Source organism: Dehalococcoidia bacterium, assembly GCA_022451965.1.
GTDB lineage: Bacteria > Chloroflexota > Dehalococcoidia > Lucifugimonadales > Lucifugimonadaceae > TMED-70.
In genome coordinates, this window is record JAKUNJ010000002.1 from 36,387 (window position 1) to 50,535 (window position 14,149).

General features: G+C 32.8%; 13 protein-coding genes. 1 reads left to right on the forward strand and 12 read right to left on the reverse strand.

Features of this window, described 5'->3' with window-relative positions; all coding sequences use genetic code 11:
* Positions 1-99: 99 nt before the first annotated feature.
* The 12 genes from MK083_00600 to MK083_00655 form a co-directional block, all read right to left on the reverse strand.
* Complete coding sequence (locus MK083_00600; GenBank protein MCH2672954.1) at positions 100-663, reverse strand: methyltransferase; 564 nt, start codon at positions 661-663, stop codon at positions 100-102.
* Positions 664-669: 6 nt separating this feature from the next.
* The gene (locus MK083_00605; protein ID MCH2672955.1) at positions 670-1,794 is read right to left on the reverse strand and encodes an acyl-CoA/acyl-ACP dehydrogenase; all 1,125 of its coding nucleotides are present in this window, start codon (positions 1,792-1,794) and stop codon (positions 670-672) included.
* Positions 1,795-1,803: 9 nt separating this feature from the next.
* Positions 1,804-3,003 (reverse strand): acyl-CoA dehydrogenase family protein, encoded by a 1,200-nt coding sequence (locus MK083_00610; protein MCH2672956.1) that lies wholly within the window; start codon positions 3,001-3,003, stop codon positions 1,804-1,806.
* A 79-nt stretch (positions 3,004-3,082) separates the two neighbouring features.
* On the reverse strand, positions 3,083-4,297 hold the full coding sequence (locus tag MK083_00615; GenBank protein MCH2672957.1) for a glycosyltransferase family 2 protein: 1,215 nt from the start codon (positions 4,295-4,297) through the stop codon (positions 3,083-3,085).
* On the reverse strand, positions 4,290-4,913 hold the full coding sequence (locus MK083_00620; GenBank protein ID MCH2672958.1) for a glycerol-3-phosphate acyltransferase: 624 nt from the start codon (positions 4,911-4,913) through the stop codon (positions 4,290-4,292). The genes MK083_00615 and MK083_00620 overlap by 8 nt, the downstream gene beginning before the upstream one ends.
* A gap of 89 nt (positions 4,914-5,002) precedes the next feature.
* On the reverse strand, positions 5,003-5,941 hold the full coding sequence (locus tag MK083_00625; protein ID MCH2672959.1) for a PstS family phosphate ABC transporter substrate-binding protein: 939 nt from the start codon (positions 5,939-5,941) through the stop codon (positions 5,003-5,005).
* 108 nt (positions 5,942-6,049) lie between these two features.
* A complete protein-coding gene (locus MK083_00630) occupies positions 6,050-6,730 on the reverse strand; it encodes a hypothetical protein (protein ID MCH2672960.1) in 681 nt (226 codons plus the stop codon).
* Between the two features lie 44 nt (positions 6,731-6,774).
* Positions 6,775-7,704: an ABC transporter permease gene (locus tag MK083_00635; protein ID MCH2672961.1), complete on the reverse strand. Its 930-nt coding sequence runs from the start codon at positions 7,702-7,704 to the stop codon at positions 6,775-6,777.
* Between the two features lie 8 nt (positions 7,705-7,712).
* On the reverse strand, positions 7,713-8,714 hold the full coding sequence (locus MK083_00640) for an ABC transporter permease (GenBank protein ID MCH2672962.1): 1,002 nt from the start codon (positions 8,712-8,714) through the stop codon (positions 7,713-7,715).
* A gap of 96 nt (positions 8,715-8,810) precedes the next feature.
* Complete coding sequence (locus MK083_00645; GenBank protein MCH2672963.1) at positions 8,811-10,619, reverse strand: ABC transporter substrate-binding protein; 1,809 nt, start codon at positions 10,617-10,619, stop codon at positions 8,811-8,813.
* 178 nt (positions 10,620-10,797) lie between these two features.
* Positions 10,798-11,604, reverse strand: coding sequence for a GNAT family N-acetyltransferase (locus MK083_00650; GenBank protein ID MCH2672964.1), 807 nt, complete (start codon positions 11,602-11,604; stop codon positions 10,798-10,800).
* 2 nt (positions 11,605-11,606) lie between these two features.
* A complete protein-coding gene (locus tag MK083_00655) occupies positions 11,607-12,608 on the reverse strand; it encodes a zinc-binding alcohol dehydrogenase (GenBank protein MCH2672965.1) in 1,002 nt (333 codons plus the stop codon).
* Between the two features lie 47 nt (positions 12,609-12,655).
* Between MK083_00655 and MK083_00660 the strand changes: the two genes are divergently transcribed.
* The gene (locus tag MK083_00660) at positions 12,656-13,987 is read left to right on the forward strand and encodes an aminotransferase class III-fold pyridoxal phosphate-dependent enzyme (protein MCH2672966.1); all 1,332 of its coding nucleotides are present in this window, start codon (positions 12,656-12,658) and stop codon (positions 13,985-13,987) included.
* Positions 13,988-14,149 lie beyond the last annotated feature (162 nt).

A 14,149-nucleotide genomic window follows, 5' to 3' on the forward strand; every position in this document is an offset into this window, starting at 1 on the left:
GGAAGTAGAATGACCATTAGTATGGAAGAAATAGATAATCCTGGAAGCGTAGCGGAAGCTCTTAGAAGTATGCTTCCTTCAACAAGTGCACAATAATTTTTACTTTTCTATTTTCCAAACAAAAGCTGGTGGTACATTCAAAATAGATAAACCAACTAATTTCTTTTTTAAGTTATATTGATTGATTATTTTTTTTGAAAAAGAACATCTTAAGAAATATGTAATCTGGATAAATTTTCCTTTGGAATGAAGATTTTTTATAGATAGTTCACATAATTTATCTCTGTTTTCTTCGGTCATAGACACTAATGGAATCCCAGAAATAATATGCGTAATTTTATTCGAATAATTCTTTTCATAATTACTTAAGAATGAGATAGCATTTTCCGTGATTATTTTAGCTTTAGGAAAATCAGACTTTAATATTTTTGAAAAATTTTCATTTACTTCAACTAAAATTAGATCTTTTTCTTTAACACCTCTGTTCAATATTTCTCTTGTTATCTTACCTGTTCCTGATCCAAGTTCTACGACAACATTATCAGGAGATTTATTTATTTCTGAACTCATTAATCTTGATGCAAATCTTGAGGTAGGTAAAACAGCACCAATTTCAAGTGGATGATTGAGGTAATTTTTAATCCATATAAATAGTTTTTTCATCAATACTTAAAGATCTAGCTTATCGCTAATTTTTTTATTATGAAAATTTGAATCCCCAAATGCTAGTTTTTGGTGTTGCATTTTTCTAGTTAAAACTTGAAGATCATAGTCCCAGGTATAGCCAATTGCACCATGTAATTGATGTGAAATTTGGCAAACATCATGAAACGCTTTTGAAACATAAGCTTTTGATCTGTTTACATCTAAATCTGCATCATCTGTATTTGTAAGTTTCCAAGAAGCTTTTCTAGAAAATTGAGTTGAAACTTTAGTTAATATAGCCATATCAGCTGCATGGTGTTGAACAGCTTGAAAAGAACCTATTGGTCTATCAAATTGCTTCCTATCCTTAATATAATCAAGAGTCATATCCATAACTTTAGCTGCAGCTCCAGACATTTCTGAAGACTTACCAGAGGCTCCATAATTAAATACTTTTTGCAAAGTATTCCAACCTTCACCTTCCTCTCCTATTATTTGAGAGGATTCTAATTTTATTTCTTGAAAGTTAACCTTATATATTTTTTCTCCACCTATACTTTCCATTTTCTGAATTTCTATTCCTTCTGTATCTTTAGGAACTAGAAAAAGAGAGGTCCCCTCTTGATTTTCAGTTGATGCAGCTATAATAAAATAATCAGCAGAATTTGCATCATTAACAAAAAGTTTTTCTCCGTTCAAAGTCCATCCCTCATTATTTTTAATTGAAGTAGTGTTTGAAATTTCTGATTCGTCAAAACTTCCTGTTTTTTCGTTAAATGCTAGAGAAATTTTAATTTGACCAGTTGCAATTTTAGGTAAAATTTCTTTTTTCTGATCTTCAGTTCCTGAAAGTAATAAAGTTTGTACACCAGTGATAGCTGTACTAAAGAAAGGACCTGAAAGACCTACCCTTCCCATTTCCTCTAACAGAATAGACATATCATCAAACTTAAATCCCGATCCTCCATATTCTTCAGGGATCATTAATCCTAACCAACCCATCTCTGCGATATTTTTCCAGATTTCATCAGTTATTCCAATTTCATCAGATTCCATTGCTCTAATGAAATCCATAGGACAATTTTCTTCTAAAAAAGCTCTAGATGATTCCTGAAGCATTTTTTGTATTTCTGATAATCCTAAATCCATTTTTTTTCTCTACTTACTGTTAACTTTTAATTTATCTTCCCTAGGAAGTCCTAACCCTCTTGTAGCAATTATATTTTTTTGAATTTCGGTTGTTCCAGCAAAAATAGTATAAGCTGTTACAGTTAGTTGCTGCTTTAGATATTTACCATCAAAAGGAGCAGAAGAGTCAGATAATTGACCGTATAGGCCAGCAAAATCTGTGCCAATTTTAGCAACTTTTTGGGACAATTGAGTTCCTAATATTTTTGCAACTGATCCTTCAATACTTGGAACTTCTCCTTGAGATTGAAGATAAGCAACTTCGTAAGCAACAAGTCTAGCAGCTTCAATATCTAAATCTAGATCTACTAAGGTTTTATTTATATAAGGATCTTGAATTAATGGAACTCCATTACTATCGTTTGTATTCTTGACAAGTTCTACTATCTCTTCAAAATTTCTTCTTGCTGTAGCAGGATATTCTACACCAGATCTTTCAAAATCTAGTAATGTAGCTGCAATATACCAACCTTTATTCAACTCTCCTATTAATGCATCCTTGGGTATTTTTACATCTTCAAAAATCACTTGATTAAAATGATGGCTTCCTGCCATATTAATAATAGGTTTAACTTGGATATTTGCATCTTTAATATTTGCTAAGAAAAAGCTTATCCCTTTATGTTTAGGGGCATCTGGGTCAGTTCTTCCTAGAAAAAATATCCATGAAGCCTTATGAGCCATGGAAGTCCAGACCTTTGTACCATTTACAAGCCAATGATCACCTTTATCTTCTACTTTTAGTTTTAATGAAGCTAGATCTGATCCGGAGTCTGGTTCTGAATAACCTTGGCACCATTGAACTTCTCCATTAGCTATTGGTGGTAAAAATCTCTTTTTTTGTTCTTCTGTTCCATGCACCATCAAAGTTGGACCTAACATTTTAGCTCCAAAACCATCTCTACCAGGCATTCTGTGGTACGACATTTCTTCGTTAAAAATCACTTGCTTCATATAAGAAGCACCTTGACCTCCATACTCTGTTGGCCAGGCCATAGTCAGCCATCCTTTTTTAGCAAGTTTTTTTCTTATTTCTAGGCCATACTCAAATCCATCTGCAGATTCATCAACACCTTGCCAGTCCTTAAAATCTCCTTGTATTTCATCTCGAATCCATGATCTAAGTTCCTGTCGAAAATCTTCATCTTCTTTACTAAATTCATATCTCATAAAAACACCTATTATGTATGTAAATTATATTTTTATTAGTTTATAACTATTTAGATCTTTTTATAGTGCTTAAGTCTATTTATCTTATCTTTTTAAGTATCCAATTTATGAAAAAAAATGGAGCAAAAATTATACTATAAAGTTTTCTTAATCCTACAGATGGTGTTGAACGACCTTTCCATTTGAGGTCACCATCAAAGGAAGATAAAAAAGATCTGTAAGCACTAAATAAAAGAACTATCATTGCAAATGGATAAAGAAAACTTGAAAAAAAACTTAATGAAAATGATTTTGAAGAAATTAAAATAGATCCAAAAATACATGCGATAGATAAAAGAGATAAAGTAAGAAAATTACTTTGTAATTCAATGCCCAAAAAATAAGAAAATAAATTTAAGAAGGGTAGATAAAATAGAATCAATAATCCAAAAAAGGCAAATATAAAAAATAAAATATTATATCTAAATGTTGCAAAAATAGACTTAGCATGACCATCTACAGCTTCTATAGATGATTTATAACCATTAGTTTCTACTATATTAGTTCCATCTAAAACTGACGCTGAAAAACCAAATGTCTTAATTGATCTAGCTAATTCAAAATCATCTAATACTAGTCCTTTAATTTTTTCATGACCACCTATCTTTATATATGCTTCTTTATTAAAAAGTAAAAATTGCCCAAATCCTGCTGCGAATAAACTATATGGCAATTTCTTTGCAATTAACATAGGAACCCAGCATAGAATAAAAAATGAAACCATTATCCAAATTAAGTAATCTGTAAAGTTTAAGATTTTTCTTTTAGGTATTAATGTTAAAAATTCTAAATTATTCTCTTGAATTTCACGAATACCTGATGAAACTGCATATTGACCTAATCTCGTATCAGCATCTATAAATAGTAGATATGAACCTTTAGAAAGCTTAGATAATTGATGACATGCCCAATTTTTCCCTGCCCATTCTTTAGGAAGTATTTCTCCTTTGATAGCAGAAACATTTGAGTATTTGCTGGATAAAAATTTTATTTTATTAAGTGTGTTATCAGTTGAATTATCGTCTATAAGTAAAATTTCAATATTATCATAATCTTGATTTACCAAAGACTCAACACAATCATCAATATTATCTTCCTCGTTTCTACAAGGCACCATGATTGAAATTAATTCTTCTGATTTTGGCTTAAGAGGTTTTGGCTTAGAAAATGAAATTAAATTAAGAAAAGAAACGACAAATGTGTATGAAGAAATTATTGCAATTACTAGAAGTAATTCATCAAAAAAATCAATCATACTTTACTCCAAAAAGATCTTTTACTCTTTTGAAATTTGGGGGAGATTGTAATTCTTTTCTATGATTATAAACCATAACTAGACTTGCAAATATCCACAAAAACATAAACTGAGAATTTGAGATATGTTCATTGGATATATTAGTTGTCATTCCATAGATAAAAAATCCTAAATGAACTATATTTACTGTCCATGCATCATTTTTTTGGATTGTATACATTATTGCTAACAATCCGAATATTATCAGAGCTGATTCAACATTAAATAAAGCCAGCCACATAGCAGCAGTAACTGCTAAAGCTTTACCTCCTTTAAATTTTAAAAAAGGTGAGAATGAATGACCTAGTATTGGCATTGCTGAAACTAAAACTAAATCATAACCACTAATATCGAAATATTGATAAGCAAGCCAAATAGGTAATATGGCCTTAAGGAATTCTACAAACATAACAGACATTCCTATTAGAGCTCCTCCTGTTTTCCAGGCATTTACAGCTCCAGGATTGTTATCTCCAACTTCTCTTACATCTTTTCCGGATAAAATTTTGGTAAATATTATAGAGAATGGAATTGCACCACTAAAAAAGGCTATTATTAAAAATATTAAAGTTACCATCTGTTGAATTCTATGAAATTATAATTTTGTACTTTTATATTACTAAATTAGATATGAAATCATATCTAATTTAGTAACTTTATTGACTATTATTTATACTCTGCAATTTCAGATAAACTTTCATTATAATTAGCTTCAGGAAGAGCAACATATCCACCTTCTTCAGAAAGCATTTTTCCATTTTCTAGATAAAACTTTACAAATTCATATACTTCAGGCTTTGATAGGTCAGAATTATTGACATATATGTACATCGGTCTTGATAAAGGAGCATATGATGAATCATTAATTGTTTGTTCACTTGGAGCTATGCATCCAGTTCCTCCATCCACACTCAGAACTTTTAATTGATCCTCATTTTCTATGTAGTATGCATATCCAAAGTATCCAATAGAACCTTTATCCCCAGACACACCCATTACTAAAACATTATCATCTTCAGATGGTGTGTAATCAGCTCTAGTTTTACCCTCTTCTCCATTTATAACATCTGTAAAATAATCAAAAGTTCCTGAGTCTGTTCCAGGTCCATACAAACTCATTTCCTTATCGGGGAAACTTGATCGTACTTGATTCCAGTTATTTATAGTTGAACCTTGGTCCCAAATAAGATTTAATTCTTTTGTTGTAATACAATCAATCCAGTCATTAGATTTATTTACAACAACTGATAGTCCATCATATGCAACTTCTAATTCAGTAAATTCTATTCCATTTTCTAAGGCAAGAGCAGCTTCTTTATCTTTTATTTCTCGCGAAGCATTAGATATAGCTGTTTCTCCAACAACGAATCTTTTCATACCTCCACCTGTACCTGAAATACCAACAGGAATTTGTACCCCTGGATTAGACTCTCTGAATATTTCAGCAGCAGCAACAGTAATTGGAAAAACTGTTGATGATCCATCAATTTCTATAGTCCCAGAAAGATCCGAATCAGAAGTATTTTCTTCAGTTGAACACCCAAAAATCATGATCAAAATAATAAAAATATAAACTGATAAATGTTTTTTAAATAAATTTTTCATTATTGCTCCTTTTCACTAAATATAATAATACAAAAAGAGCTGTAGAAATATATTAAATGCACATTAAGCTTATATTAAGAGCTGTTAAAAAAAATTAAATTAATAATATTATTTCATAATTGAAAAAAATTGATCTTGATATTCCTCAAATAGACCCCAATCATTCAATTCTTTATGAACGTCTTCTGGTCTTACTTTACCTTTTTTTGCCAAAGAAATTAATTCTTCAATTCTTTTTCTTTCAGAGATAGGGACACCATCTTTTATTTCTAATAAACCAGATTGATTTAGTTCATTAAAATTATTTTGGGAAGATGATTTAGTGTAGTCAAATATAAATTTTAATAAAGAAACATCCCATAAAGAATTTACACCTCTTATGACAGCATGATTAGCTTTACTACTTTTTAACCTAGACTTAATTCTATTTGACACTTCATCAGGATTTCCTGAAACTATTTCAAGATCTGTTGATTCATTTTTATAGTTGTATAAAAGAGCAGGTTCATTTTTGCCTAAAACTCTATTTAATTCTTTTAAAAATGATTTTGCTTCATCCCCAAACCCTGACATTCTATAGATAAAATCTGATGTTATTACTTTAGGATTTTGAGCAGTTACTACTCCGTGTCTTATTACAGATTCCTCGGATTTAAGTTCAAAAGAATCTTCATAAACAGGCTCAGTAACAATATGATATCTAACCTTAGTTTGATTGTAGGTAGAAATCGTATTTTTAGGGCTAAGAAGAATCTTAGTATTCTTCATAACTAAATCAAATAAATTCATAATAAAATTTTTCTAGAATATCTCACAACTACTATTTTAATAAATTATAGCTGTCTTAATCTAGGATCAAATCTATCTCTGAACCAATCTCCAAGGAAATTTAATGACATTACTACTAAAAATATACCTAAACTTGGCCATATAGAAACCCACCATGCACTATTAAGATAATCTCTGCCTTCGGCAACTAGAGCTCCCCATACAGGTGTAGGAGGAGGAACTCCTGCTCCAAGAAAACTTAAAGAGGCTTCGGCCAATATAAGTTGACCGATTCTTAGTGTAGCAATCACAATAACTGTATTTATAACACCAGGAAGAAGATGCTTGTACATCATTCTTATCCTAGATGCACCTGCTACCTTCGCATACATAATATAATCTCTTTCTTTAAGAGTTAGTATCTCAGCTCTAACATTTCTTACAAATGCTGGCCAAGCTAAAAATGCCAGAAGTACGATAACAACTGTTAAAGAAGGATCGAAAACGATAGCAGCTACAAGAGCAAGAAGTAGGAATGGAATCGAATAAACTAAATCTAGTATTCTCATTAATATGTCATCAACGAAGCCTCCAAAATAACCTGCTATTAGTCCATATGCAGTTCCAATTATTGTTCCACTAACTGCAGAAATTACTAAAACATAAAGAGTTATTCTTGCTCCATGCATTATTCTAGTAAGAGTATCTCTTCCAAATTGATCAGCTCCCAACCAATGTCTTGTAAGGTCTTTAGTTAATGGATCTACTGGCTCAGAAAACATAGGAAGGGTTCTATCTCTTAGCGCAGGTAACTCTGGATCGTAACCTGTTACATCAGCAAAAACAGCTAATAAAACTAATATAGATATAAAGAAAACAGGAATAACCGGCCACTTTTGGAAAAAACTTAAAAATTTCTTAAAACCAATCCAAAATGGAATATTTTTTTCTAGCCAAGATGGCTCATCTATACCTATTTTTGTCGATAAAGTCATTTTCTCCTCTAGGAATATCTAATTCGTGGATCTACTAAACCATAAGTGAGATCTGATAAAAATATAATAACCGTATAAAAAACTGCAAATAAAAGAACTGAACCAGTCATAACAGGGAAATCATTTTCTGAAACTGCAGTTGTTGCTAACAAACCTAATCCTGGCCATACAAAAACTGTTTCCACAATAATAGTACCTGTTAGGAAACCTACAAAAATAAGTGCTGCAAGAGTTAAAGGTGGAATTAATGCATTCTTTAAGGCATGTTTCCATATAACATCTCTTTCAGAAACACCTTTTGCTCTAGCAAGTTTTATATATTCAGAATCTAAAATTTCTAACATTGAGGATCTAGTCAGGCGTAAATAACTTGCTGATGCAGCTAAGCCAAGTGTTCCAACTGGTAATACATAATGCTTCCATCCTCCTGAAAAAAATGCTGGAATCAAAGAAAAATCTCCACTAGATAATCCTCTCCAAGTACCCTTAATGAGATGAGATTCACCACTTCCTGCGGGTAACCAGCCTAACTGAACTGCAAAGATTAATATACCAATAATAGCTATTACAAAAGGAGGCGCAGCTTGACCAAATAAAGCTATAGATCTACCAGCATAATCCCAAAAAGATCCTCGCTTAACGGCAGATAATACTCCCAAAGGTATACCTATTATCGTAGAAGCTATCCAAGAGAAAATAGTTAATTCAAGGGTATTTAATACCTTTTCACCTATCAAATCTGAAACATCCTTTTGACCCAAAAGAGATCTACCTAAATCTCCCCTAACTGTCTTTCCTAACCATAGTAAATACTGCATATATAGCGGTTTATCTAAATTTAGCATTTTTGTTAAGTGCTCGTATGTTTCCTCTGTTACTCCATATCCGCCTTCTTGAGCAAAAAGATCCCTTGGATCTCCTACAGCCCTAGATAAACCAAATACGATCGCTGTAGCTCCTATTAGAGTAAAAAAGCTAAATAAAAATCTTCTTAAAATATATTTTCCCATAACTCTGTCTTTAAAAAAGAATTTCCCTCATATTTATATTTTAGATCACTCCCAATTATTTTTGGGAGTGATCTAAATTTACTTAATCAAAAGTTTTTACTTTAGAACTAAACTTTCAATATTGTTAATACCGTTTAGGTTACCATTAGCGTTTGGTAGAGGTTCCCATTCAGCAACAACATCTGGATTGTACATTACTGTAACAGGCTCTAATACTATACCTACACATAGAGCTTGTCTTCTAGCTTCATCAGCGAAAGCATTGTTCATTGCAATTCTTTCATCTTTATCAGTTGATTTAGCTACTTTTGCATAATTATCAGCTGCAAAAGGTACTTCCATTCCTACTCCATAACCACCGTCTGACCATGAACTCATAACGAATCCTCTAGCCCAGTCCCATGGGAATGCATAGTTTGAATCATCACCACAACCTACAAAAGGTTCTGATGTAGATCTAGCAACTAATCCTGGTCTGTAAGTTGAATAAACAGCATTATTCAAGGTTACGTCAACTCCAAGAGTAGCTTTCCATGTACCAGCCATAGCTGTCATAAGCTCTGTTGGAGCACCAGGAGGTCCTGTCCAAACATTTTCCATTGGGAATCCATCTGAATAACCAGCTTGATCTAATAAAGATTTAGCATAGTCAACGTCATAAGGTACTACCCAACCACCTATATCACAACCTGGAGTATCACAATCAGTGTATTCTCCTTGTTTGAAATTAGGATTTTCTGTACTTGGTGAATAAGCATCATAAATTGGTCCACCAAAACCGTCCATTACAGAAGCTACTAAACCTTCTCTATCAATAGAGTGAGCAAGAGCCTGTCTTACTAATCGAGCATTTTCCATACTCTCAGCATCTCCAGGACAACCTACCCATGCTTTATCATGACATTCTCTCTCAAGAACTTTATCATCATAATATCTGTTAGATTCCCAGTAGTTACCAGTTAGACCAATACTTCTCTGAATCACATTACCAGTTCCAGTACTTCTTACAAAGCCTTTAGATTCTAGTTCTTTCCAGTCTTTTAGAGCTGGTAGAACAATTACTGATTCTCCTGTTTCTAACATAGCTCTTCGAGTTGATGCTTCAGCAACTTGTTGCCAAATAACAGTGTCAACACCCGCGTCAACTCTGTGATGATTTTCAACTTTGTGTGTAACAGCTTTATCTGAATCAACCCATGATTCAACCTCATAAGGACCAGTTCCAGCTAGAACATCTCTCATACCGTCAGCTCCTAAATCATCAAAAGCCTTCTTAGGTACTATTCCAGCTGTTTGCCAGAATGTACTAAATCTATGCCTAATACCTCTAGAATCATAATTTGCATAATTCATTCTAACTGTATAGTCATCAACTTTTTCCCATCCAGCCATCAATGGAGCAAAATCTCCAGCTTGACCATGAACAGATTCAGGATTGGTAGCTGCGTTAGCGTTATTAAATGAGAACACAACATCATCAGCTGTCATCTCACCCCAATCACCGTGAAAAGGTACACCTTCCTTAAGTGTCAACTCAAGATAAGAAACATCATCAGCTAAAGTCCAGCCAGTAGCTAGAACAGGAGCTTCAGGTTTAGTTCCCATGTTGTCACCATATTCAGGTCTAAATAGTGTTTCTTGTACACTAGCCAGATATAAGTTCTCAGCACAACCTGCTGTACAGAATTGTGGAGTACCAATACCAGGGTGTAATCTAGAAACTGCGATCTTTACTTCACTTGCACCTTTACTTGGTGCAGCTGCAGATGAAGAAGTTGAGCTTGCTGCTGCAGAAGTAGAAGAATCAGCTGAAGAAGTTTCTTCATCATCGCCTCCACAACCAATAGCAAAAGCAAACATTGCTAGCATCATCATCGCAAGGATTAATTTAATGGATTTACCCATATATTTCCCCCTTAACTTGTTTAATATAAATTGCAACTCAATTTACGTTTCGTACTAACATAAACGAATGTTTACAATAATGCAACTTTTAATAAATATTTTTTACAGATTAATTTTTATTAGCCAAAATCCAATATGTCCAAAATGGAAAATAGGTATCCTAATTGGACAAGTTTATCTATTTTTTGTGGATATTTTTATTAAATGCCCAACTTGGATAGTAGTCATAAATTTCAATATCATTGGAGGGGCTGCCCAAGGGTTGAGGAGGTAGTCTAAATTTATCAATACCTACCATATCTACTCCTATACATTTCATGCCACACTTTAGTTGAGTCCTTGTAGAGGGTATATTCCAGGGCCCAACAGAGCTGTAGGGAATTTTATTGTTCTCAAAAGCCCATTTCCCTGCCGCAGAGTAAACATTAGTACCTAGACCTTTTAATTGTGCATCTGGATGTGTATCCAAACCTATTTCTACAAAATTTCCTCCAACATCATGAAGAGTTGCAGATGCAACAATTTTGCCATGATCCTTTATAACAAAACCATTCAAACAATCATAGGAGTTATGCCAAAATATTTTTTCATCTAATTGATTCTTTATTTCTTCGTTAGACAAAATTTCAATTTTATAATCATTAAAATTGATCCAAGATTCTTTTTCAGTAAACATAAACCAACTAGGACCCCAAACATAATATCCTAAAGGATGGGTAATTCTTGAAATTTCATACATGCCAAATTGCGAAAAGATCATTTGACTATTAAACCTATCGACTAAATCCAAAATACTCTTATGAATTTTTTCTTCAGCACCAATGTATAAATTATTATTATATTCAAATAACCATATAGGGAATTTGAAGCTTTGATCCTTAACTCCACCTATAAAAATACCTGGATTAACCTCATTTAATTCAGATAGTTTGGTATCTAACCAGCTCTTGATAGTATCATCTAATTTTTTTGAAATATTAATCATTTTTACCAATCAAATAAAACGCCCAACATTTTTTTATCTCTTTTTGTCATAAGATCATAGGCTTCTGGAATTTTTTCATAACTCATTCTGTGTGTATTAAATATACTTGGTTTTAATTTATTTTTTTCCATATAACTTAAGATACCATTACACCTATTTTTCCATGACATTCTATCGTTATTAGGATATTGATAACCAAAATCTCCATTAATAGCTATTATGCTTATTCCTTTGTTATAGAAATGTTCCATAGGGAAAGGATTAAAAGCTCTATCTTCTTCTCCCCTACCAGAAAGAGCAACAATTGAAACTCTACCGCCAATCCTTACACTCTTTAGGCTTGAAAGATATGCATCCCAAGGATTAGCAGTCAAAATCACAAGATCTATTCCTTCTCCATTTGTTAGGTCTAATAATTCTTTTTCTAGATTTTCTGAATTGCTAAGGACGGAACCATCAGCTCCAATTTTTTCAGCCATTTTATTTCTTATATCACTATTTCCAATTGCTATTGTTCTTTTTGCTCCAAATACTGGACCTAAAGCTATTGCACCTATACCTAAAATACCTAGACCTACTACAGCTACATTTTCTCCGGGAATAAAATTTGCTTTGGTATAACAATAACCACTTAAGGTATAAAGAGTTGCCCATACAGCATCTTCATTTTTCACACTTTTAGGAACTATACAAATATTAGTATTGTCTTTAGCAATCCACTCTGATTGATGAGGGTTTTGAGATACAACCCTGTCACCAACTTTAAATTCTGTCACATTTGAGCCTATTTCTTCAACTACTGCGATATTAGAATCACCTACCCATCTTGGGTAAGTGGGTGCACCAGGAACATCTTCAGCTCCTTCATAATTCCCTCTATCTGTTCCAAGCTTCAAGGCACTTAGAACTGTTTTGGCCCTAATTTCATTAGGATCAAGATTATCCTTTAGTTTTGAATCTTCAATTTCAATGCAATATGGTTTTTTTAGCATTGCGATTTTCATAATTGAACCTATCCTTAATATATAAGTAATAAATTTAAATAAACCCTATGAAAAAACATAACATAAAGAATTCTCTAAATCTCTATAAAAAGGCAGAAAAAATAATCCCGGGAAAGACTCAACTTATAAGCAGGAGATCCAGTCAGTTTGCTCATGGAATAAATCCAATTTATGCAAAAGAGTCCAAAGGGGGTTATTTCGTTGATGTAGATGACAATAGGTACCTTGACTGGATGAATGCTGTTTCGGCTATTATTCTTGGACATTCTCATGATCATGTGGATAATGCAGTAAAAGAACAAATCGATAAAGGTAGCATACATACTATTAACAGTGCTTTAGAAATTGAACTTGCAGAATTACTAATCAATGAAATTCCAAGTGCTGAAATGGTCAGGTATACAAAAGGCGGAGGAGATTCTTGTACTTTGGCCGTTAGGATAGCTAGAGGTACAACCGGAAGGGATAAAATTTTATTTAGTGGTTATCATGGTTGGCATGATTGGTATCAGTCTGCAAACTACCTTGTTAATCCAGAAGATGGAGAATTCCCCTTCGCAGGGATAGAACCTATAGGTGTCCCGAAGGTTTTAAAGGGAACAGCAATACCATTTATATATGAGGATATAGATAACTTAAAAGAACTTATTGAAATTCATGGAGATGAAGTTGCTGCAATAATGCTTGAACCAATGAGATCTGAATTTCCAAAAGAGGGTTATTTAGAAGAAGTTAAGAAACTTGCACATGATAATGGATCCTTGCTAATTTTTGACGAGGTAAGTTGTGGTTGGAGAATGTCAGTTGGAGGTGCTCAAAAGAAAATTGGAGTTACTCCTGATATGAGTGCATTTGCTAAAGCTATGTCGAATGGATATCCAATGGGTGCAGTTGTGGGATCTGTTGAAGCAATGGAACAAGCTGATAGAATGTTTGTTTCTAGTTCATATTGGAGTGATAATATTGGTCTTTCGGCCTCTAAAGCTACTATTGAGTATTTAGTTGAAAATAATTCAGAGAAATGGTTTGAAGATTATGGAATTGAATTAAAGAAAGATATTGCAAAAGTTATGGATGATTCAGATGTAGATGTAAATATTTCTGGGATTCCATCAAATCCTATAGTTCAGTTCAATAGCGAAAATGAATCTGAAGTACCTTTGATGAAAACATTATTTGTTCAAGAAATGGCTAAACAAGGAATACATATGAGTACAGTATTTCATCCTACTATGTCTCATACACTTAATGATATAAAAATTACATCTGAAGCTATTGAAAAAAGTTTGATTGTGATAAGCAAGGCAATTAATTCTAGTTTTGAGGATTATCTAGAAGCTCCAATATTGAATGAACCATTTAGAAGGCTAGTAAAGTAATAAATAAGTCTAGCATAAAGAGTCATAATCGTGAAAAAAATACTCATCTCGTTGCTATTTATTGTAATTGCATGCGGAGAAGCTGAAGAAAGTCCAAATGAGCTAGATGAAGGAAGTAATTTTATACCTTTTGATGGAACAGTTTTTGTGAGTAACAATGTA